Annotated in this window: 16 protein-coding genes and 1 tRNA gene; 4 read left to right on the top strand and 13 right to left on the bottom strand. The window is 68.0% G+C overall.

Features of this window, described 5'->3' with window-relative positions:
- Nucleotides 1-115: 115 nt before the first annotated feature.
- Nucleotides 116-991: an LppX_LprAFG lipoprotein gene (locus tag ACZYY4_RS03380; RefSeq protein WP_463808043.1), complete on the bottom strand. Its 876-nt coding sequence runs from the start codon at nucleotides 989-991 to the stop codon at nucleotides 116-118.
- A gap of 179 nt (nucleotides 992-1,170) precedes the next feature.
- Between ACZYY4_RS03380 and ACZYY4_RS03375 the strand changes: the two genes are divergently transcribed.
- Complete coding sequence (locus ACZYY4_RS03375; RefSeq protein WP_463808042.1) at nucleotides 1,171-2,514, top strand: MFS transporter; 1,344 nt, start codon at nucleotides 1,171-1,173, stop codon at nucleotides 2,512-2,514.
- Nucleotides 2,515-2,519: 5 nt separating this feature from the next.
- Here the strand turns inward: ACZYY4_RS03375 and ACZYY4_RS03370 are convergent, their stop codons facing one another.
- From ACZYY4_RS03370 to ACZYY4_RS03355, 4 genes are all read right to left on the bottom strand, one after another.
- Entirely contained in the window at nucleotides 2,520-4,532 is a 2,013-nt protein-coding gene (locus ACZYY4_RS03370) for a bifunctional copper resistance protein CopD/cytochrome c oxidase assembly protein (protein WP_463808041.1), read from the bottom strand.
- A 68-nt stretch (nucleotides 4,533-4,600) separates the two neighbouring features.
- A complete protein-coding gene (locus ACZYY4_RS03365; protein ID WP_463808040.1) occupies nucleotides 4,601-6,964 on the bottom strand; it encodes a glycerol-3-phosphate 1-O-acyltransferase in 2,364 nt (787 codons plus the stop codon).
- Nucleotides 6,961-8,598 (bottom strand): HAD-IB family hydrolase, encoded by a 1,638-nt coding sequence (locus tag ACZYY4_RS03360; protein WP_463808039.1) that lies wholly within the window; start codon nucleotides 8,596-8,598, stop codon nucleotides 6,961-6,963. Before ACZYY4_RS03360 ends, ACZYY4_RS03365 begins: the two co-directional genes overlap by 4 nt.
- Nucleotides 8,595-10,043 (bottom strand): wax ester/triacylglycerol synthase family O-acyltransferase, encoded by a 1,449-nt coding sequence (locus ACZYY4_RS03355; protein WP_463808038.1) that lies wholly within the window; start codon nucleotides 10,041-10,043, stop codon nucleotides 8,595-8,597. The genes ACZYY4_RS03360 and ACZYY4_RS03355 overlap by 4 nt, the downstream gene beginning before the upstream one ends.
- 277 nt (nucleotides 10,044-10,320) lie before the next feature.
- On the opposite strand from ACZYY4_RS03355, the gene ACZYY4_RS03350 reads away from it, so the two are divergent.
- Nucleotides 10,321-10,394: transfer RNA gene (locus tag ACZYY4_RS03350), tRNA-Arg, on the top strand.
- 217 nt (nucleotides 10,395-10,611) lie between these two features.
- Nucleotides 10,612-11,370 (top strand): enoyl-CoA hydratase, encoded by a 759-nt coding sequence (locus tag ACZYY4_RS03345; RefSeq protein ID WP_463808037.1) that lies wholly within the window; start codon nucleotides 10,612-10,614, stop codon nucleotides 11,368-11,370.
- A gap of 9 nt (nucleotides 11,371-11,379) precedes the next feature.
- Here the strand turns inward: ACZYY4_RS03345 and ACZYY4_RS03340 are convergent, their stop codons facing one another.
- From ACZYY4_RS03340 to ACZYY4_RS03325, 4 genes are all read right to left on the bottom strand, one after another.
- Nucleotides 11,380-12,579, bottom strand: a complete 1,200-nt coding sequence (locus ACZYY4_RS03340; protein WP_463808036.1) for a dihydrolipoamide acetyltransferase family protein — start codon at nucleotides 12,577-12,579, stop codon at nucleotides 11,380-11,382.
- Entirely contained in the window at nucleotides 12,576-13,625 is a 1,050-nt protein-coding gene (locus ACZYY4_RS03335; protein WP_463808035.1) for an alpha-ketoacid dehydrogenase subunit beta, read from the bottom strand. Before ACZYY4_RS03335 ends, ACZYY4_RS03340 begins: the two co-directional genes overlap by 4 nt.
- A complete protein-coding gene (pdhA, locus tag ACZYY4_RS03330; RefSeq protein ID WP_463808034.1) occupies nucleotides 13,625-14,719 on the bottom strand; it encodes a pyruvate dehydrogenase (acetyl-transferring) E1 component subunit alpha in 1,095 nt (364 codons plus the stop codon). Before pdhA ends, ACZYY4_RS03335 begins: the two co-directional genes overlap by 1 nt.
- A gap of 90 nt (nucleotides 14,720-14,809) precedes the next feature.
- Nucleotides 14,810-16,132 (bottom strand): aminotransferase class I/II-fold pyridoxal phosphate-dependent enzyme, encoded by a 1,323-nt coding sequence (locus ACZYY4_RS03325; RefSeq protein ID WP_463808033.1) that lies wholly within the window; start codon nucleotides 16,130-16,132, stop codon nucleotides 14,810-14,812.
- 42 nt (nucleotides 16,133-16,174) lie between these two features.
- Here ACZYY4_RS03325 and ACZYY4_RS03320 point away from each other — a divergent pair, with 42 nt between their 5' ends.
- The gene (locus ACZYY4_RS03320) at nucleotides 16,175-16,843 is read left to right on the top strand and encodes a pyridoxamine 5'-phosphate oxidase family protein (RefSeq protein WP_463808032.1); all 669 of its coding nucleotides are present in this window, start codon (nucleotides 16,175-16,177) and stop codon (nucleotides 16,841-16,843) included.
- 8 nt (nucleotides 16,844-16,851) lie between these two features.
- Here ACZYY4_RS03320 and ACZYY4_RS03315 read toward each other — a convergent pair whose 3' ends face one another.
- From ACZYY4_RS03315 to ACZYY4_RS03300, 4 genes are all read right to left on the bottom strand, one after another.
- Nucleotides 16,852-19,434, bottom strand: a complete 2,583-nt coding sequence (locus ACZYY4_RS03315) for a multicopper oxidase domain-containing protein (protein ID WP_463808031.1) — start codon at nucleotides 19,432-19,434, stop codon at nucleotides 16,852-16,854.
- Nucleotides 19,435-19,509: 75 nt separating this feature from the next.
- A complete protein-coding gene (locus ACZYY4_RS03310; RefSeq protein WP_463808030.1) occupies nucleotides 19,510-20,748 on the bottom strand; it encodes a sulfotransferase family protein in 1,239 nt (412 codons plus the stop codon).
- Complete coding sequence (locus ACZYY4_RS03305) at nucleotides 20,745-21,809, bottom strand: DUF1214 domain-containing protein (protein ID WP_463808029.1); 1,065 nt, start codon at nucleotides 21,807-21,809, stop codon at nucleotides 20,745-20,747. The genes ACZYY4_RS03310 and ACZYY4_RS03305 overlap by 4 nt, the downstream gene beginning before the upstream one ends.
- Entirely contained in the window at nucleotides 21,806-22,408 is a 603-nt protein-coding gene (locus tag ACZYY4_RS03300; RefSeq protein ID WP_463808028.1) for a TetR/AcrR family transcriptional regulator, read from the bottom strand. The genes ACZYY4_RS03305 and ACZYY4_RS03300 overlap by 4 nt, the downstream gene beginning before the upstream one ends.
- Nucleotides 22,409-22,464: the final 56 nt, after the last annotated feature.

Here is a 22,464-nt window from a genome sequence, read left to right as displayed (position 1 = left end):
CGGTGCTGCACCCATTGGGCCCGGCGCACCCGACAACCAGGCCGGGCCGACCGGCCCGCGCACAGGCAGCTGTGGAAGAAGTACGAACTGGGGACAACCGGTTAGTCACGCGCCGTTAGTTGCGCGGCGTGCGCGGCTTTCCGACGCTCACCGGCGCGTTCCAATTCGAGAAGGTGATCACGACGGTCTCGTCGGCACCGGACGCCAGCTTGAGCGCAACCAGGTGATGATCACCGGTCTCCTGGATCCAGACCGTGCACGACGTCCGTTTGGTGGCCTGCAACTGCGGCATGATCTTCTTCGCCGCGCGGGCCGACACCTGGCCGCTGATCCGGACGGTGTGCACTTCGTCAGTGCCGAGATCGATCGTCTCGCGGCCCTCGACCTCCGGGTCGATGAACTCGGTCAACATGCCGGCGAGTCCGGTATCCGGGCTCAGGATCGACGCCACGTCGTAGAAGTCCGCGGCGGGCCCGTAGTCGACCCACGAACGGCCACCATCTTGCGACACGTAGAGGTCGCCACCGAACACGATGAACTTGACGAACTCCCGCGCCCCCCGATACGCGATCTTGGCGTAGCCCTTCGCCGCCTCGGCAGGCTGCCGGGTCACGTCGCCGTCGAGCGCGGTGATCGCCATGTTCTCGATGCTGCTGCTCGCTGACAGACTCAGGTGCGCGCTGTCGAGTGCTGCGGTGGTGGCGCTGGACTCTTTGAGAATCGCCGAACCATCCGGCAGCGGTTCGCTGGCCTTCTTCGACGACGTAGGCGACGGTGAGGACGCCGACTCTGTGGGCGACGACGCTGTGGGCGACGACGAATCGGTGACCGACGGGTTGGCCGACGTCGGCGACGTAATCGGCGCGGTGGTCGACCCGATTGTCGAAGTCGCCGAGGCCGACGTCGTCGACGAAGAGGGGGTGGATGAGCAACCGGCGACCAGGGCAGCGACGGCGCTCACAACGGTCAGGACGGTTGGGAGCCTGCGCATGCCCGCCATCGTAGTGGGCACCTCCGGCGCCGGGCAGGCCCGCCTGTGTCACCGAGAACTGGGCGCGCAGTTGGTATACGTTGCTTGCGGTGGGTATCAAGGGCCAGTCCAGCAGCGGTCAAAACGTAGGCCGCACAACATGGACACGCGACGACATCCGGGTTTCGGATCCGAAGGCGATGCATCGATCGATCGCGGGTACCGCTGTCGGCAACTTCATGGAGTGGTACGACTTCGGCATCTACGGCTTCCTGGCCACCACGATCGCGCAGGTGTTCTACCCCAGTGACAGTTCCAGTGCGGTGGGCCTGATCGCCACGTTCGGCACTCTGGCGGCGGCCTTCGCCGTACGGCCGTTCGGCGGGATCGTCTTCGGCGCGCTCGGTGACCGCATCGGCCGCAAGCGCGTCTTGGTCATGACCGTCACGCTGATGGCGATCGGCACCACAGTGACCGGCCTACTGCCGTCGTACGAGAAAATCGGGGTCTGGGCTCCGATCCTGCTGATCCTCACCAAGATCATGCAGGGCTTCTCCACCGGCGGCGAGTACGTCGGCGCGATGACCTACGTCAGCGAACACGCTCCAGACCGCAGCCGCGGCGCGCTGACCGGATTTCTGCCGCTCGGCACATTGGGCGGCTACATCACCGGTGCCGCGGTAGTGACCTTGATCAAATCTCAACTGCCGGTCTCCGACATGTTGAGTTGGGGTTGGCGAGTCCCCTTCCTGCTGGGCATTCCGCTGGCCGGGATCACGCTGTACATGCGGTTGCGCATCGACGAATCACCGGCGTTTGAAGAGCTAGGACAGGCCAGTGAGAACTCGGGGGCTGGCGAGACCGGGTGGCAGCAATTCCAGCAGGTCGTCGTGGGACAGCGCAACGGACTGTTGATCTGTATGGGCCTGGTGTTGGCGGAGAACGTCACCAACTACATGCTCACCGGATACATGCCGACGTACTTCAAGCAGGTCGGTGGCATCAGCGGCAGCCGCGGGCTGACGATGATCGTGGTGGCGCTGCTACTGATGCTGGTAGCGGTGATGCCGTTGGCCAGGTTGTCAGACCGCATCGGCCGCAAACCGCTGTTGTGGACCGGCAGCCTGCTGCTGATCTTCGGGTCGTTTCCGGCCTTCCTGCTGATCCGACACGGCGGAAGCTATCCGATGCGACTGCTCGGTGTGCTGCTCGTCGGGGCGGCGCTGCTGTGCTTCAACAGCACCACACCGTCAACGCTGCCCGCCCTGTTCCCCACCAAGGTGCGCTTTTTCGCGGTGGCGATCGGATTCAACATTTCGGTCTCGGTATTCGGCGGCACCACTCCGCTGGTCGCCGAGACACTGGTGTCGGGAACCGGCAACGTGATGTTGCCGGCCTATATCTTGATGTGCGCGGGCGTCGTGGGCGCGATCACGCTGTGGTTCACCCCGGAGACCGCCGGGAAGAGACTGCCGGGCTCGGGGCCTTCGGTGGCAACCGAACAGGAGGCGGACGCGATCGTCGAAACGGGGCTACGCGAATAACAGCGTCAGTGCCGGCCGAGTGCGTCGCGGCGGGCCACCTCGGCCAGCATCGCGTTGTAGGCGGTCAGCTCGGCGTCGTCGTCCCGGTCGGCAAACCGGTCCAACCGCTTCGCGGCCCGGAGATCACTGCGATGCCACTGCACCAAGAGCGCGACCATCACCACCAGGAGCGGCAATTCACCTGCCGCCCAAGTGATGCCACCACCCAGATGCTGGTCTCCGGCCAGGTCGGTGTGCCAAGGTAACCGCAGAGCGCCGTAGAACCACTCGCCCAGCACCTCGTGCATACCCATCAGCAACACCCCGAAGAAGCCGTGCAGCGGCAATGAGGCGAACACCACCGCCAGTTTGGCCAGCGGGGAAACCGGACGCGGGGTGGGATCCACGCCGATCACCACCCAGTAGAAGAGGTACCCACTGAGCAGGAAGTGCACGTTCATCGCGACGTGTCCCGCGTGGCTGCCGACGATCGAGTCGAAGATGCTGCTGAAGTACAGCCCGTAGAAGCCGACGACGAAGATCACCGCCGCGATGATCGGGTTGGTGAGGAACCGCGAGACCCGGCTGTGCAACGCCGCCAACAACCATTCCCGCATCCCGGGCGCCTCGCCGCGGCCGGCGGTCGGCAGCGCCCGCAGCGCCAGCGTGGTCGGCCCGCCCAGCACCAGCAGGATCGGCACCAGCATCGACAGCAGCATGTGCACGATCATGTGCATGCTGAACATCGCCGGCATGTAGCGTCCGGTTCCCGACGAGGTGGCGACCAGCAGCGTCGCACAGCCCAACAGCCACGCCGTCGTGCGGCCCGCCGGCCAGGCGTCGCCGCGGCGACGCAGTCGCAACACTCCGGCCAGGTAGACCGCGGCCAGCACCACCGCGGCGGTGCCGAAGATCACGTCGAACCGCCAGTCGAACAGGATCCGCGCCGCGGTGGGCGGGCCGGCGAAGTCGTAGCCGATCTTCACCATCGGGACCGACGGGTTCAGTACCGGCGGCGGGGGCGGCGGGGTGCGACCCAATCCGACCGCGATGCCGAACGTGACCGCGAAAATGCCGGCCTCGATCAGTGCGAGCCGGATCAGCACGGCGCTGCGGTTCGGGTCCGCGGCCAGCGCCGCCACCCCGCGCCGGCGCTGGCCCCAGCCGAGGGCACCGAGCAGGCACAGTGCGATGAACTTGGCCAGCACCAGTCGGCCGTACTCGCTGGTCAGCAGTTCGGAAGGGGCGAGGCGCACCAGTGCGTTGAGCACCCCGGACAAGCCCATGGCCACAAAGCACCACAGTGCGATGGTGGAGAACCGCCGCGCCGCCAGATCGGCGTGTTCACCGCCGCGCAGCGCGTGCACCAGCAGGACGAGCAGGCCGCCGGCCCACAGACCCGCGGCGATCAGGTGGATCAGCAGGCTGTTGGTGGCCAGGTCGTGTGACCCGCCGGTGGCCGAATGCCCGGTCAACCCCAGCGGGATGAGGGTCAGCAGCGAACCCGCCAACAGCACCGGCGTCCAGGTCCAGCGCAGCACGGGCATGCTCACCAGGGTCACTACCGCGGCCAGCAGTGCGGTCCACCGCCAGGCCGACGCGGTGTCGATCAACCCGACCAGTGACCAGGTGGTCGCCGGGTTCAGGAACTCCGACAGCCGGTGGCCGGAGACATCGGAAATCGTCAGCGGAACCAGCAGCGCCGCGCATACCGCCCAGGCTCCCGACGCCGCGGTGCCCAACCGCAGCGCCCGGTAGCCGGCGACGTCGAGTACTCCGCTCTGCTGTGGCGGCACCAGGAACGCGGCGAGCAGAAACGAACCCACGGCCAGCACCGCGGCGATCTCGCCGGCCGCCCGCACGAACGGCAGTCCCAGTGTGGTCACCGGCCCCGGATCGGGCAGACCGGTCGCAGTCAGCGCCTCGGCCAACGACAGCGCCGCGATCCCGGCGGCGGTACCCCCGGCCAGGATCGCCACCCCGGCCAGCACCGGCACGAACCATGCCGAGCGGGCCCGGGTCGCCGGATCAGATGTCATGGCCCCCAGCGTATGGTGCGCGCGTAAAACGCCGCGTATCGAGGCGCCGCGCGAAACCGCTCGTCCTACTACCCCCCCGGGGCCCGCCGAACTCGCCGCGCCGCGGCATCCCGGGCGAAGAACTCCTTACGGGCGAGCCGGCCGATGTGCTCGGAGTCCTTCAGGATGCGTCGCAGTTCGCCGCGGAAGGCGACTCGGCGTCCCGCCAGATCCGGTGTGTTCTCCAGCAATCCCTGATCGGCAACCACCTGGCGTGCTGTGGCGAACAGCAGGGTGGACACCGACTCACTGCTGCGGATGCGCCCCTGCGCCACGTATTGGCGGCCGACCCCCAACGCCAACTGGGTCAGCTCCTGCTCCCCGATGTCGGCCGGCGCATCACAGAGCACGTCGGCGACGATCTCGTAGGACTCGAAGAACACCCGCAACATGACATCCGACATCACCGGCGTCTTCTCCGACAACATCCCGTCGATCTCAGCACCGCCGGCGGCGACGCGGGACTCCCAATCGGTGAACCACGACATCTCCTCGGCGATGTTCTCGCGGAACGTAGCCGAGTCGGCGAAATAGAAGTCGAACTTCAGCAGGTCCCGCAGCCGCAACGCCTGGGTCCAGAACGCGTCGAGCCGGTCGCCTTCGCCGCGGCCGGCGTGGGCCAAGGCCAGCTCGACGATCGAGGTCTCCAGGAAGGCGTGGATCACCGAGTTGCGGTAGAACGACGCGGCGTGCTCGTCCTCGGGGGCGATCCGCCACACCGATTCCCGCCCGCCGTCGACGCGGGTGACTGGATGGCCGTTGGACAACGTGTCCACCGCCGCGCGCACCCCGTCCCGGCTGCGCAGCCGCAGCGCACTGGTGGATACCGGGGTTTGCTTGCGCTCCAGGTAGTCCAGCCCGTCCTGCAGCGAATGGTGGATCTGATCGAGCGTCAACGCCAGGCCGTGCGTGGTCAGCAGGAGTGCTGACACCAGCCCGGTCGCGCTGATCGGGGTTACGCGCTGAATCCGCCAGGCCACCTCGATGGCCATCTTCTGCATGGCCAGGCGCTTGGCATCGGGGTCGGCTGCCGCGGGACCGTCGGGAGAGCCGAGGTACTGGCGCATCGACACCGCCTCGGGGAAACGCACATAGATCTTGCCGTAGTTACGTTCACCCTGGGCCTTGATGAACCGGTACAGCCAGCCGAGTCCCTCCGGCGTCTTCTCCCCGCCGCGGGCGTAGGCGGCGTATTCTGCCGTCTCGTGCAGTTGGTCAAAGCTGATCGAAACACCCTGCAGGAGAACATCTTCAGTGCGATCGTCCAGGTAGGCGTCGGCGACATAGGTCATCAGACCGAGCTTGGGAGGCAGCATCTTTCCGGTGCGCGACCGGGTTCCCTCGATGGACCAGCTCAGGTTGAACCGCTTCTCCATCACATAGCCGACATACTCCTTGAGCACGTACTTGTAGAGCGGGTTGTTGCCGATGCTGCGCCGGATGAAGATGACGCCGGAGCGGCGCAACAACGGTCCCATCAAGCCGAAGGACAGGTTGATTCCCGCGAACACGTGCACCGGCGGCAGCCGGTTCTCCTGCATGGCCACCGGCATGACCGCGCCGTCGATGTAGGACCGGTGGGAGAACAGCAGCACTGCGGGATGGCTTTCCAGCGCAGTGCGCAGCGCGGCGACCTGATACTCGTCGTAGTCGATCTCGGGGTCGAACCCGCGGCTGAGCATTCTGGTCAGTACGCCGACCAGGTCCACCGAGACCCGACTCCAGCCGGTGGACAGCTCGTCGAGCATCTCGCCGGCCTCGTCGAGGGTGGCTCCCGGAATGGCCTTCAGTCCGTCGCGAAACCGGGTAGACGCCAAGATCTCCGGCTTCACCAGCCGCGGCGACTTGTACTGCGGACCCAGAATCCGATACTCGGCGCGCTCCAGCGCCAGCACCGCCCGGCGGGTGACGAAGTGAGCGAAGTCCCGCGGATTCTCGCCGACGGTGTTCTGACTCCACTGCTCGCGCAGCTCGGCGACGCTGGCCGGCTCACCGGCCACCACGCGGGCCAGTGCCGGCTCGGTGCGCACGATATTCCGCTGCTGACGCTCATTGGGCCGGTAGGGATTCCGGCCCGGCAGCAAGGCGCCCACCCGGGACAGCGCCGAGGCTCCGGCACGCGGCATCCAGAACACCCGCACCGGCAGGATCGACCGCTGTTCGTCGCGTTCGAGCTGTCCCACCAGCCGAGCCATTACCGCCGGCGTCCGGTTCGCCCGGTCGAGTTGCAACAGTTCGGTGCGGACGTCCGGTCGCGCGTCGCGGTACCGGTCGAGCCACTCCTGGATGAGATCGGCCTCCACCGGTGACGACACGAAAGTCAGCACCAGCGTGCCGCCGGTGCCGGCGGACCCGGCGGGATCAGAGGGGTCGGTTGCCGGTGACGTCGTCACTGTCCCCCTTTCGGGCGGGAGGGCCGCCGCGCGGCAGGCGCCGCCTTGGGTGCGGCCTTCTTCGCGGTCTGAGCCGGCGGCTTCTCGGCCGTGTTCTTGGCCGTCTTCTTGGCGGGAACCTTCTTGGCGGGAGCCTTCTTGGCCGGCTGAGGCGACCACTCCGGCAACTCGTCGACCGGCCAGTCGGCCAGGGTGTCCAGGTAGAGCTGACGAATCTCCGCGATCCGGTCAGCCAGGTTGTCGACCGTCCAGTCGTCGACCGAGATCGCCGGGAACACCGCGACATCGACGGTGCCGGGGTTGGCGCTCATCGAGTCCCGGGCGGCGACCACCTCGGCGTTGCGAATCACGATCGGCACGATCGGGATACCGGCCGCCATCGCGATCCGGAAGGGCCCCTTTTTGAAGGGACCCACCCCGGTGGTGTCCACCCGGGTGCCTTCCGGGGCGATCACCACCGACAGTCCCCGCTTCGCGCGTTCTTCGACCTGGTGCAGTGATTCCACCGCGGACGCCGCGTCGTCGCGGTCGATGAACACCATCTCGGTCAGCTTTCCCAGCGGGCCGGCGATCGGGTCGCGCTCCAGCTCCCGTTTGCCGACGCTGACCCAGTTGTCGCGCACCAGCGACGCGGTGATGACCGGGTCGACCTGGTTGCGGTGATTGAAGATGAACACCGCGGGACGGGTGGCGGTGAGGTTCTCCCTGCCGATCACATTGAGACGCACGCCGTTGAGACTCAACAGCAGATGCGGGAAGAACGCCGTGAAGAAGTTGACGCCGCGGCGCCGGCTGCCGCTCAACAGGCCGAGCCCGATCGCCCCCGCCCCGACCGGGACCATCGACCCCAGACCGGCCAGGTTCCGCAGCTGACCGACGAGACCACTGCCGCGGCTGCTGAATTGCAGGATCGGCCAGCCCCGCTTGCGAGCGACCGAGGCCATCTTGCCCTCGGGGTTGGTCGGTCGCGGGTTGCCGACCAGATGCATCAACGCGACGTCCTCGTCGCCGTCGGCGTAGAAGTAGCTGTCCTGCAGGTCGATACCGTGTTCGGCGGCGAACTTCTGCACCGCGGCGGCCTTGCCCGGCCCCCACAGGATCGGTTGCACCACCTCCCCGGTGAGCACACCGTCCTGGTCGGTGACGAAGGCGTTGGTGAGGGTGTTGGCGATGCCCAGGAAACGGGCCACCGGCTCGACCTGAATGGTCAGCGCCGAAGAACTCAGCACCACGGTGTGGCCGCGCGCCTGGTGGGCCCGCACCACTTCACGCATCTCCGGGTAGATACGCCCGGCGATCTTCTGGACGAACAGCCGCTCACCGATCTCGTCGAGGTCACTGATCGAGCGGCCCCGCAACGCCGACGACGCCTTGGTGATGAGCTGTTCGAACTCGATGCGGCCGAGTTGGTGGTTGAGCCCGGCCTGAATCATCCCGAACAGCTCCCCCAGCCCCATGTCGCGGCTGCGGACTCGCTCCCGGGTGAGGATGACGGCGGTGAAGCCCGCCACCAGGGTGCCGTCCAGGTCGAAGAACGCGCCGACTTTGGCACCGGGCGGGCTGGCGGCGATCTCGGCCACCGACCCGGGCAAGCGCATGTCACGCGGCGGCGGCGATTTCCGGTCGTCGGTCATGATCCGGCACCCGGATCGAAGGAGGCCGCCACGCAGCGCGGCGCCGGGTCACCCGCGAGCGCCAGCACCTCGTCGAATCCCTGAACCAGGCATGCCCCGAACAGTTTCTCGTCGCGGACCGCGGCCCGATCATAGCGGACCGTGATGGTGCACTCACCGCCCCTCGAGATCAGCACCACCATCATCGCCACACCGGGAAGCGGCCCGATTCCGTAGTGCCGCAGCACTTTCGCCCCGGCGATGTAGGTGTCGCCGGGGTAGAACGCCACATTGCTGGCCTGCACATCGGCGGCGACCACCGACTCGGTCATCTTCTCCAGTACCGGGGCCGGAAAGACGCTCAGCAGCGGCGCCATGGAGCCGATCACGTCCATCGCGGGCTCGTCACGGCGCTGGGTCATCTGGGCCCGGATCCGCTTGATCCGCTCGATCGGGTCGGCGACCCCGACCGGGGCGGCCAGGTTCACCCCGGTGAACCGGTTGCCCCCCGCGGGATCGGAATCGGCACGCAGGTTCACCGGGATCGCCATCGGCAAGGTGGCGATCGGTACACCCAACGCCCGGTGGTAGCGCCCCAGCGCCCCGGACAGCGCAGAAAGGTAGGCGTCGTTGATCGATCCGCCACCGGCCTTGGCGGCCCGGTGCAGATCCGACAATCTGACGTCGAGCGCCTGGGTGCGACTGGACAGGCTGCGTCGCCGCAGCAGCGGCGACGGTTCTGCCGCCTGGCTCATCACCCGCGCCCCCGAACGGGCGTAGCCGAGGGCACCTGCGACTGCCGACAACGGGTCGCGCACCGTGCGGGTCGCCATCGACAGCACCCCCAACAACGCGTCGCGGGTGCCACCGAGCACCGCGGCCGGCAGGTGGTTGATGCCGTCGCGCATCAGGTCGTTGGAAGACAGGTCCTGCGGCACCGGTTGCGGGGGCATCGTTCGGGCCGGCGGATCACGTTCCAGGTCGTAGATCCGGCCGAACATGGCGGCACCCCCGACACCGTCGGTGACCGCGTGACTCAGGTGCATCAAGGTGGCGGCCCGACCCCCGGCCAGCCCTTCCACGAGCGTCGCCGACCACAGCGGGCGCTGAATGTCCATCGGTGACTGCAGGGCCACCTCGGCCAGGTCGAGCACTTCGCGCAAGCCCCCCGGCTCGGGCACCCGGAGCCGCCGGACGTGAAAATCGAGGTTGAAGTCCGGGTCCACCACCCAGCGCGGCGCGGCCGTCGGCAGCGTGGGCACCACCACCTTCTGGCGCAGCCGCAGCACTTTCCGGGATACGTTCTCGAACAGGCTCCGGAAGCGATGCCAGTCCGGAGTGGTGTCGAGCAACTCCAAGCCCATGATCCCCGAACGGGTGCGCGGATTGGCCTCGCCACGGTGCAGCAGATAGTCGACGGCGCCGAGTTCGGTGGGCAGGCCAGCGGCATCGACCAGGTCACCCACGCGCAACTCCCGACAGCGGTTTGCAGCCAGGGCCTGCCCGATGCGCCGATGCTGCGTCCACCGCGCGCCCCTCCTGATTCACACGATTCACGAGCACCATTCAACGCTAGTTCCTGGCCTCGGGCGACGGGTGTCGATTGTCCAGATCGGGCCCGCGGCCGGCAAAACGAAATACTCTGCTGGCCGGTTGAATTGGAAACCGCAGATCGACGGATCGAACCGGCATGGCTCGGTCGCCGCCGATCCGCCGTCATCAGCCGATAAACTGGATCGCATTGCCCCCGTAGCTCAGGTGGATAGAGCACATGACTTCTAATCTTGTGGTCGCAGGTTCGAGTCCTGCCGGGGGCACAGCAACCGAGGCGAAACGCGCGGACGCTTTGTCGGGTGACGTCACGTGACTTTGCGACGAAGAACGGCAAAGATACCGGTTAAACCGGGAAAGGCGGGCCAATGAGCCACGAACGCACGATCATCATTTACACCATCGGCATGGTTGTCCTGGTGGCGCTGTCCGCACTGATCGTCGCGTGGGTCGCCTGACCGGTTCGAGATACCGTCATCGTCGATGACACATTCCAGCCTTGTCTTGTACAGCGTCACCGACCGTGTGGCGTTGATAACCGTCAATGATCCCGACCGCCGCAACGCGGTCACCGCGGCGATGTCGGCACAGCTGCGGGCCGCCGTACAGCGAGCCGAGGCCGACGCCGGCGTGCACGCGGTGATCGTCACCGGCGCGGGCCGAGCGTTCTGCGCCGGCGCCGACCTGTCCGCGCTGGGAGCGGCCACCGAGGACGGGCTGTTGGCGCTCTACGACGGCTTCATGGCGGTCGCGCAGTGCACGCTGCCCACCATCGCCGCCGTCAACGGTGCCGCCGTGGGCGCCGGGCTGAACCTGGCGTTGGCCGCCGACGTGCGGATTGCGGGGCCGGCAGCGCTGTTCGACGCCCGGTTCCAGCAGTTGGGTCTGCACCCCGGAGGCGGTGCCACCTGGATGCTGCATCGAGCGTTGGGACCCCAGGTCGCCCGGGCGGCGCTGTTGTTCGGGATGCGTTTCGACGCCGAGGCCGCCCTGCACCACGGGCTGGCGCTGCAGGTCGCCGAAGACCCGGTCGCTGCGGCGACCACCCTGGCCGCCGGGCCGGCGTCGGCACCACGGGACGTCGTGTTGGCGACCAAGGCGACGATGCGGACCACCGCGAGTCCGGGCGCGGTCGAGGACGAGCAGCACGAGTTCGCCAAGCGCACCGAACTGGGCCCGCAGGCCGCGACCGTGGAGTCACCGGAGTTCGCGTCCCGGTTGGCCGCAGCACAGCGCCGCTAGCCCGCCGGGCTACAGGTCCAACAGTGCGATATCAGGATGTTCGATCAGATCGCGTAGCGTGCAAAGGAATTCGGCGACCTGTGCACCGTCGGCGACCCGGTGGTCGAACGCACACGTCAGTGTCATCTGCGGCCGGATGACGACGGCGTCGTCGACGGCCACCGGCCGCGGTTTGAGCGAACCCATTCCCAAGATCGCCGCCTCCGGGTAGTTGATCACCGGCACCCCGTCGTCGATGCCCAGGGCGCCGAAGTTGGAGACGGTGAACGTCGAACCCGCCAGTTCGACGGGTTTGAGACTGCCGGCCCGGGCGTCGGCGATGAGCCGCGCCACGCAGTCGGCGAGCTCGCGGGTGGTCTTGCGGTGCACATCGAACACCACCGGCACCAACAGGCCACGAGGTGCGGCCACCCCGAAACCGAGGTGTACGGCGTGATGGGTGCGGACCTGGGGGCCCTCCGGTGCATCGACCCAGGTCGCGTTGAGCACCGGATGTCGGGTCAAGGCGATGATCAGCAGCCGCAGGGTCAGCGTGAACGTCGTGATCGCCGCACCGCGGGCGTCGGCGGCAAGCCGATCCCGCAGCTGCAACAGGCTGGCGCAGTCCACCTGCACAGTGGCGTGTGCGTCCGGAATCCGGCTGCGGGACATGGTCATCCGTTGCGCCATCGCAGCTTGGACCGGAGTCAGCGGATGCAACTCATCCTCGGACCGGTCACCGGCCGCTGCGGCCAGCACACCGTCGGTGGTGATCACACCGCTCGGGCCCGGCGGTACTCCTCCCAGGTCGACGCCCAGCTCGGCGGCGAGCTTGCGGGCGCCCGGCTTGGCTTTGGGCCGCCCGGTGGTGGCGCAGGTGCGGCGGCTGGTGTCGAAGGTGTCGTCGGCGCCGTAGCCGACCAGCACCGGCGTGCGTACCGGCGGGGTCGCTTCAAACGGCCCGGTCGTGGGCTCGGCTGCCGAATCGGTATCGATTCGCACCAGCGGCGCCCCGACCGCAAGGACGTCGCCCACGGCGCCACCGAGCTCGACGACCCGTCCGGCGTATGGGCTCGGAATCTCCACTTCGGCTTTGGCCGTCTCCACCGTGCACAGCGTCTGGTTGAGTTCCACCTGATCGCCGACCGCGACATTCCAGCTGGTCACTGTCACTTCTTCGAGCCCCTCACCGAGATCGGGGACCGCGAACGTCTTTGTCTCGGCGCTCATGGCAACTCCAGGACGCGCTGGACGCAGTCCAGCAGCCGGTCGGGGCCGGGAAGCCAGAGCCGCTCGAGCCGGGCCGGCGGATACGGGGTGTCGAATCCGGTGGCGCGCAACACCGGTGCCTCCAGCTCGTAGAACAGTTCCTCGGAGACGCGCGCGGCCAGCTCAGCGCCGTAGCCGAGGTTGCGCGGACCCTCGTGCAGAACCACGCACCGCCCGGTGCGCCGGACCGAGGCCGCGACGGTGTCGAAGTCCAGTGGGACCAGGGAGCGCAAGTCGACCACTTCCAGGCTCCACCGGTGCTGTTCGGCACCGATTTCAGCCGCGGACAAGGCGGTCGCCACCCCTCCGCCGTAGGTCAGCACCGTGACGTCGGTACCGGACCGGCGCACCGCGGCATGGCCGATGCCCGGCTGCGGACGGGTGGTATCGACAGCTCCGCGGGCCCAGTACCGCCGTTTCGGCTCCAGGAATATCACCGGGTCGGGCGCGGCGATCGCGTGCCGCAGCAGCCAGTAGGCGTCCGACGGGTTGGCGGGAACCACCACCTTCAGCCCGGCGGTGTGTGCCCAGTACGTCTCGGTGGACTCCGAATGATGTTCGGCTGCACCGATTCCACCGAACGACGGGATCCGTACGGTGACCGGCATCGGAATCTCCCCGCGGGTCCGGGTCCGGTACTTTGCCAAATGACTGACCATCTGGTCCAGTGCCGGGTAGCTGAAGCCGTCGAACTGGATCTCCGGGACAGGAACAAAGCCGCGCACTGCCAGTCCGATGGCGATGCCGATCACCGCCGACTCGGCCAGCGGTGTGTCGAAACAGCGTTGCTCACCGAAGGTTTCGGCCAGTCCTTCGGTCACCCGGAACACCCCGCCCTGCACACCGACGTCGGTGCCGAACACCAGCACCTTCTCGTCGGCGCCCATCGCGTCGCGCAGTGCATAGTTGAGTGCCTGCACCATGGTCAGCTGTTCTGTGCTACTGCCCGGCCCGGTAGCCGGGGTCGGCGTCGCCGAGCGAATGGGTGGTTCGAGGATCTGAGTCATCAGCGCTCCCTGGCCAACTCGGCGCGCAACATACGGCGCTGCCGCTGCAGTTCCGGGGTGATATCGGCGTATACGGAGGTGAACACCTCGTCGACGTCGAAATCGGCCGCACCGACCGTCGCGTTCCGCAACTCGGTGCGCAACCGCTGGGCCCGGGCCGCGACGCGGTCCTCGAGACGCTGCGACCACACGCCCGCGTTGCGCAGGTAGGTGCGGTAACGCGGGATCGGGTCAAGCGCACTCCAATGCTCGAGTTCGGCGCTGCTGCGGTAGCGCGTCGGATCGTCGGAGGTGGTGTGCGGGCCGAGCCGATAGGTGACGGCTTCGATCAGGCTCGGACCGCCGCCGGCCCGGGCCCGCCCGGCCGCCTCGGCCATCACCGCGTAGCAGGCCAACGGATCGTTGCCGTCCACCCGGATCCCGGGCATGCCGTAACCGATCGCCTTGTGCGCCAGCGAGGGTGCGGCGGTCTGCCGGTGCAGCGGCACCGAGATAGCCCATTGGTTGTTCTGCACATAGAACACACACGGTGCGGCGAACACCGCGGCGAAGTTCAGCGCTTCGTGGACGTCGCCCTCGCTGGTGGCGCCGTCACCGACGAACGCGACGGTGACGGAGTCCTCGCCCAGGCGTTGCGCGCCCATCGCCGCGCCCACCGCGTGCAGGGCCTGCGTCCCGATCGGAACCGAGATCGGCGCACAGCATTTCGCGGTGAACTCCAGCCCGCCGTTCCACGTTCCACGCCAGGCGGCCGCGAGGTTCCACGCCGGGATTCCCCGGGCGATGAACACCCCCAGCTCGCGGTACTGCGGGAACAGCCAGTCGGTTTTGCGCAGGCACGCCGCGGCGCCGATCTGGGCCGCCTCCTGGCCGCGGCAGGAGGCGTACAGCGCCAGCTCCCCCTGGCGCTGCAGATTGACCAGTTCGGTGTCCAGCCCGCGGGTGAGCACCATCAACTCGTAGAGCCAGCACAGGGTTTCTTCGGGCAGGTCCCGGCTGTAGCGATCCTCGGCGGTCGGTGCGCCATCGGGCCCGATCAGCTGTACAGGTTCGAGGGCGACCTGGGGACCGGTAATGCCTGGCAGCTGGCCCATGCGAGCCTCCTTGTGACGCTGATCTCATTATGCCAGCGAACACCGAATGCCCTGGTTCATCGCACGTCCCGGCGAGGACGTGTCGGCTCGTCACACGCTCCCGTATCCGGCTCCGCCCACCGAATCGGCGATGACATCGGCCAGCGGCTCGATCTCGGCGGCGGTCAGGTCAGAGATGGTGACGCGGATTCCCGGCGCGCTACCAACACGGAACCGGCTGCCCGGGGCCGCGGCCCAGCCCGCGGCGAACAACCGCGTGATCGCCGCCGACTCGTCGGGTACCGGGATCCAGACGTTGAGCCCCGAGCGGCCGTGGGAAACCAGGCCGCGATCCGCCAGCGCCGCGCACAGCCGGGTGCGCCGGTCGGTGTAGACGGCTTCGGCGTCGGCCACCAGCCGTGTCGCTGCTTTGTTGCGCCACATGCCGAGAGCGGCGTCCTGCAGCAGGTGGCTGACCCAACCCGGCCCGAGCTGCTGCCGGCCGTGCACCCGCTCGATCGTGCGACGGTCCCCGGCCAGGAGTGCCAGCCGCAGGTCCGGGCCATAGGCCTTGGCCGCAGACCGCACGAACGCCCAGTCCCGCACGACCCCGGCCAGCGGGTGCAGCGTCACCCCCGCCATGCCCGCGCAGTGATCATCTTCGATGAGCAGGACATCGTTGCCGATTTCAGCCAGCACCGTGCGTAACGCATCGGCCCGCACCGCCGACACCGCACCGCCGGTCGGGTTTTGGGCGCGGCTGGTCACCACCACCGCCCGTACTCGGCGGCGCAACGCCCGCGCAAAGTCCGTGACCAGTGGTCCGTCGTCGTCGACACCCATCGGCTCCGGTGTCAGCCCCAGCGCCCCGAGCAGGTCCAGCAGGTTGGCCCAACCGGGGTCTTCGACGGCCACCCGATCGCCGGGACGCAGATGAGCGGCCAGTACCCGCTCGATCGCGTCCAGGGCTCCAGACGTCACCGCGAGGTGTTCGGCTGTCACCCCGTCGGCGACCAGGGTGGTCCGGGCGTAGTCGGCCAACTCCGGTGAGATGGGTGGCTGCCCGTACAACACCGGTGTCGCGGGTGCCGACAGCCGTGCAGTGGCGATCGGGAGCAGCGCGGGGTTCGGATTGCCGGTTGAGAGGTCACGGACGCCGGCGGGGATTGTGAGCCCGCGCAGCGACCGTGGTGTCGTCGCCGGCCGATCTCGTACCCGCGTCCCGCGCCGTCCAGCGGTCTCGACGGCCCCGCGGTCGCGCAACAGTCGGTAGGCGGCGGCGACGGTGTTCGGGTTCACTGCGAGCTGGGCGGCCAGTTCGCGGATCGGCGGGAGTCCGGACCCCGGTGCGAAGACGCCGTCGGAGATGCCCGCTTCGATGCTCGCTGCTATCGACTCGGCGCCCCCACCGGCAATAAGATATTGTACCGACACAACTTTTAGTATGTACTATTACATTATTGAAAGGCAACCGTGATGGCTCGGTCTTATGCACCCACGGCCCGCACCACGCCAACCAGATACCGGGAACGGGCGCGCTATGACAGCGAAACCGTCCATCGCATCCTCGATGAGGCACTGATCTGTCACCTCGGTTACCTCAACGAGGGCTCCCCCGTGGTGCTGCCCACCACCCACGCTCGGCACGGCGAGGTCCTCTACCTGCACGGATCCACCGGAAGCGGCCCGATGCTGGCAGCCGCGAAAGCGCCGGGCGGCCTGCCGGTCTGCGTCACCGTGACCCTGATCGACGGCTTGGTGCTGGCCCGCTCGGCACTGCACCACTCACTGGCCTATCGCTCGGTAGTCATCCGGGGCACCGCGCGGCTGGTCGCTGACAGCGGCGAGAAGCGCGAAGCGCTGGCCGCCCTGGTCGACCATGCCGCGTCTGGCCGCGCCTCCGACAGCAGACCCCCGAACGACCGCGAGCTGGCCATGACCGCCGTGCTGGCACTCGACATGGTCGAAGTCTCCGCGAAGGTGCGCACCGGCGGTCCGGTCGACGACCCCGAAGACCTCACCCTGCCGTACTGGGCGGGAGTCGTGCCGTTGGCCATGACCGCCGGACATCCCGAACCGGCCGACGACCTCGACCCGGCCATCGCACTGCCTGCCTACCTGAGGCAATACCGCAGACCGTGCTGACCAGATCGCTAGCCGGAGACGTCGAAGATGCCGTGCGCGCCGTTCTCGGCGTGCCGCATGTCGTGATCCATGAACGGGTAGTGGCCCGGTTCGGGGAAGGTCAGCTCGACGAAACCGCCCTGGGCGGGCGCCAGGTCGAGGGCCTGAGAGCCGCCGGAACCGCCGGGCTCGTGCAGCAGCCAGGCACCCTCTTTGTAGACGGTGTCGAACTGCGTCCCGACCACGTGGAAGGCGATCGAGTCACCAGGTCCGGCGTTGACCACCCACACCCGCACCCGCTCGCCGGTGTGCGCCGGCAGTGGGGCGTGCATGTACTGGGCCGCGGTGCCGTTGAACATCCAGCCGTCGGGCTGCCCGGCGCGGATCGCGGTGGTCTTGGCGTCGGCATCCGGTGGGCCCGCGTAGAGCTGCGCGCCGACCAGGGCGTACTCCCGGTCCACGGCCGGCAAACCGGGCGGATCGATGATCACCGCGCCATACATGCCGTTGGCGATGTGCAGCGTCATCGGCGGCGTGCTGCAGTGATACAGCCAGGCACCGGCCCGTCGCGCGGTGAACCGGTAGACCAGGCTCTCCCCCGGCTCCAGCGTGCGCATCGGTTGGTCCGGTGCGAGCGCTCCGGCGTGAAAGTCGATGCCGTGGCCCATGGTCGCGTCGTTGATCAGGGTGATCTCGAAGGTGTCCCCGACCCGGCCGTGCAACGTGGGGGCCGGCTCGACACCGCCGAAGGTCCAGCGGATCTCGCGGCGTCCGGGTGCGATCTCCAGTTCCCGGTCCACGGCGCGCAGTTCCACCCGATGCAGGCCCGGCGTGGCCGGGGCCAGCACCGCGTCGTGCGGCGTCCAGCCCGGCGACGGGTCGGCGGCCAGGTTCAGGGTGGCCGGTGCGGGCAGGCCCCCGCCGTGGTCGCCCCCGGTGTGCTGATGGCGCGGGACACCGCCGACGGCGTGGATCGTCATCGTCATTCCCGCCGCCCGGTGGCCGGGTACGTCGCACCACACTTCCCGGTCCTGCCGGACCACCCCGAGATCCAGCACCGCGGTCTGGCCGCGGCTCAGCCGCGGGGTGTGCTCGCCGGTGTCGACGTGCAGGTCGTGTGGCAGTCCGTCGATGTTGGTGACCCGCAGCACCAGTCGCGTTCCGGCCGGCACGTCGAGCACGTCCGGCGAGAACCGCATGTTGTTCGTGGTGACGTCGACGATGTGTGCTTCGCCGGCGATTCCGGCAGCTTGCGAGGGCGCCGGGGCGCCCATCCCCAGCGCCAGAGCCGACGCGACCCCAACCGCCGTGGCCAAGGCAACCGCCCCGGTCACCGCACCCGAATGCGGCTTGATCGCATCGATGTCGATCGGGCCGCGCAGCGCCACCGGTAACGCGAGCCGCAGCGCCATCACCAGGAAACTGCCGACCGCGACAGCAGCCAACACCCAGCCGATCACCGGCAGCGGTCCACGCCACGGCCCGGCCACCAGTGGCACGGCGACGTTGATCGCACCCACCCGCGCCTGCCAGCCCTGGTCCAGATACGCGATGACGGCTTTGCGGACCGGGGGGCCATTGGCCACCAGGATCGGCAGCAGTTGGCTCAGCGCACCGAGCAGGATCTGAGCCACGAAGCCCACCGCCAGCAGCGGCAGCAGGGTGTGCTCCACGAACGCCGGCAACACATCGACGGAGCGGCCCGCAATCAGGGCGACCACCTCGATCACGACGGCCACCCCGAGCCAGCCGGTCGCACCGACCAGCATCCAGGCCGCGGGCCCGGTGAAGCTTCGTCCCGGCCACAGTCCGACGATCGCCAGAGCGACTCCAACCGCGTAGCCGGCCAGGCCTGCCGCGGCCAGCCACCAGCTGCCGGCGAGCAGACCCACGGTGGCGACGGCCAAACCGACGGTCAGGGTCGGCAGCGCACGACGGGCCATCGCGAAGCTGCGCGGGGTGATCTTCTCCCGGATCGTGGTGGGCCACAAGGTGAAAAGAGTGCCGACCACGGTCAGCCCGATCCAGCCGTAGAACATCACATGCACGTGGGTCGTCCACAACCGCGCATACCAGCGCGCCACGCCGAAGGCCATGGTGGCACCGGTCGCCGATCCGGCCAGCAGAGCGACGATCGCGGCCAGGTAAAAACCGACGAGGTAGTCGAAGCGCGCCGAGAGCGCGGACTTCTTCATCGCGATCAACTCGGCGCCGTGAGCAACACCGACCACGGCCACGACGGCGCCGCCGATACCGGTCAGCACCTCGACGTTCCAGGCGACACCGGCCAGGGCCGCGATCACACCGACATTGAGTACGGCGAGCTTGGCCACCAGATGCCAGTGCGGCGGGTCGGGAACCCGGCACAGCGTCGTGGTGAAGTGTCCCGACCAGATCACGATCGCGTTGGTGGCCGCACCGAGCAGCAATGCGTGCACCGGCAGCCAGATCGGATGCGAAATGGCGTTGTGGCCGAGCAGCAACGCCACCGAGACGGTCAGCCAGCACAGTACGACGATGTTGGCGCCCAGGAACACCGGCCCGCGCGGGCCACCCCGGCGGCGGGGCTTGACGACCGGGGCCGGGGGTGGCGGCGACCCCAACTGAATCATGATCGCCAGGCTACGGTGGCCGCGTCACCAGTCGAAAGTGACCTTAGGCATCGATCGCCGTCGGTGTGGCGCCGATCAGTCGGCGACGAACCGGTTCCGGTAATCGCGTAGGCGTTCGGCAACCTGGTCGGGGTCCAGCCCCAAGTCGGCCGGCCGGTAGTCCACCGCGCCGTAGCGCCCGCGTGGGTGGTCGACGCAGAACTGGGTCATCGCCTGCCGCGCCCGGGTATCGAGCGGTTGGCCGGCGAGTTCGTAGATGCCGGCGACGGTGCCGTCCTCATCGGCCATGAAGTCCTCGAAGCGCACGTCGACGGACTGCGCGGCCGGTAGCACGTCGCGGTCGGCCAGGCACCCGCTGAGCAGGTCGTCGGCCCGATCGAGCCAGTACGCCGAGATCTTGACCGGATCGGGATGGTCGCAGGCCATCCGGGCCGCGTAGCTGATCATGGTCGCCATCGACTGCGTCACCTCGATCGGATCCCGATGGGTGACAACGAAGGTGGCGTCGGGGAAGGTGGCATACAGCGCCGGGAACTGTTCCAGATGCTGTGGCGATTTGAGCACCCAGCGCGTCCCGCCCCGCAACCATTGCAGCGCCTGCAGGGTGCGTTTCATATAGGCGTATGACGCCGTCTGGTCGTGTGTTTTGTAGTGCTCGGCGAAAGTCGGTAGGTAGTAGCTGCATTCGAAGAGCATCCCCGAGATGTCGTTGGCCAGCAGCTGGATCTCCTCGTGCGCGTGATCGACGGTCATGTCGTGCATGCGCTTGAACTCGGGCATCGAGGTGTTGATCAGATCCAGGCCGACGGCGCAGCGGTCGCGCCTGGCCTGCGGATCGGGTTCGCCCGGAGTGGCGATCGGCTCCATGCTCTCCCAGTACGGCAGGTAGCGCAGCGCCGGGTCGGCGGCGATCAGGTTGTGCAGATGCGTGGTCCCGGTGCGCGGCAGCCCGCAGATGATGATCGGACGCTCGATCTCGACATCCTCGATGTCGGGATTCGTCGCGATCAGGTCTTCCAGCCGCAGCCGGTTGACCAGGTGGCCGGCCACCTGCTCGAACGCCATCATCCGTCCGACGCCCGACAGGTCGGCTTCGTTCACCAGCGACTCGCACAGCACCTCGAGGCGCTCACGGAATGCGTTGTCCCCCCAGTTGTTCAAGCCGGTTCGTTCGGTTGCAGTCTCAAGCAACGTCTGCGGGGTCAGTTGCAGCGAGGCGCCGTAGCCGGCCATACCCTCGCGCATCGGGATGGTGGCTGGCGGAAAGATCGGATTGGCGAGATCGTCGAGACGGACCCGCGCCGGGACGCTCACGATGCCAGCTCTGCGACGTCGACGACCCGGCAATGCAGCGGGTCCGGAGTGGCTTCCGGCAGGAACCAGCGCAGCCAGATCAGGCCCTTCGACCGGCCCGCGGTGGACACCCAGTTCGGATGCCCGGGATCGGTTTCGCTGATCACGATCTGCCAGGACCCGTCGGGGGCGTAACTGACGTGCGCGCCGTTGATCGTGACGCGTTCGCGGGTGTAGTCGTAGGTGTGCAGGAACGGATTCCACAGGCACAGATTCCAGAACACACACTGCGGTGAGGTTCCCTCGACGACCAGGGCCTGGCCGGGTTGCAGCTCGTAGGCGCCCATGGCGTAGGCGGCATCACCGGCGGCCCAGCCGACAGTGCGACTCGGCACCGGATACGGGTCCTGCATCACGTTGGCCGGTAGCCGTACGGGTGCCATGGCGGCCTGCTCTCGGATCCAGGTCCGTGCCGCGCGCATCCGCCGGCTCAGCTCAGCCCGGCTGTCAGGGCGCCGCGGGGTGTCGTCGAGCGCCTCGATCTGCCACTGCACCCGCCGATGGGTGCCGGGTTCGGTGAGGTAGTCGCGGGTCAGGATGAAGACGGCGTCCGGTTCCAGCTTGAGCCAATTGCCCTGTTGCTCTTGGGCACTGATGACGAACTCGAAGTTGCCGTCGGCGTCGCAGCCCAGGTCGCGGTCGTTGATCGTGTCGATGATGCGGTCGCTGTACCGGCCGTCGTCGGGGCCACCGTAGACGGTCATGGACAGATAGACCGAGTCGCCGCGGTTGCCGGTGACCCGGTAGCTGCGACTCGGGTCGATCGGCGCCAGCTGGTAGAAGGCGTCCGAATTGTCACCGCCCCACTTCAGGTACGGGCCGATCACGTCGACCAGGATGGGCTTGTCGGAATCGCCCCAGATATAGGCCTCGGCGGCGACCCGCAGCAGGCTCAGCGCCCACCGGTAGCCGTCGAGCACATCGGCTTCGTCCAGCGGCGGATCGGCGCCCAGCAGGCGCTGCTCGACGGCACGGACCTCGTCGAGCAGGTCCCCGAAAGCTGCAGATAGCTCGTCGGTCATTGTTGTCCCTTCCGTTGGGTTCCCCGTAACAACAGGGAGCACAGCCTGTCGGCGACACCGTCGACGGCGTCGGGTACCAAAACCTGGGCGATGTAGAAGCTGGCCCCCAGCACTGCGTCATAGGCGATCTCGACGTCGACGTCGGCGTCGAGTACGCCTTGGTCGATGCCGGCGCGGACCAACTCCCCGAACGCGGTGCGGGTCTTCTCGTCGAGCAGCGCTTGGGTGCGAATGAACAACTCGGGGTCGCGGTGGCGATCGGCGAGGATGCCCAGTGCCGCGGCGGCCACCTCCGGTGAGCGCCAGAAGTCGAACACCCCGGCGACGAATCGGCGCAGGTCGGCTTCGAAGTCGCCCGAACTGGTCAGCACATCGCCGACTTCGGCGGCACCGAAGACCGCGTCGAACACCAGGTGGGTCTTCGATGGCCAGCGCCGGTACACGGTGGGGCGGCTGACGTCGGCTTCGCGTGCGATCGCCTCGATGGAGACCTGGTCGTAGCCGTCGCGGGCGAGAAGTCGACGGGCGGCATCGGTGATGGCCTGCTCGGTGCGTGGATCGCGCGGACGGCCACGACCGGCCGAGGCGGGGTCTGCCATCACCGGCCCAGGATTCGCTGTCGACTCACAATCTAAATATTTACATTACGTAACGT

This window comes from Mycobacterium sp. IDUB_21, from assembly GCF_055419425.1.
Note: the sequence above shows the minus strand (reverse complement) of the source record. Positions and strands in the feature narration are given on the sequence as shown.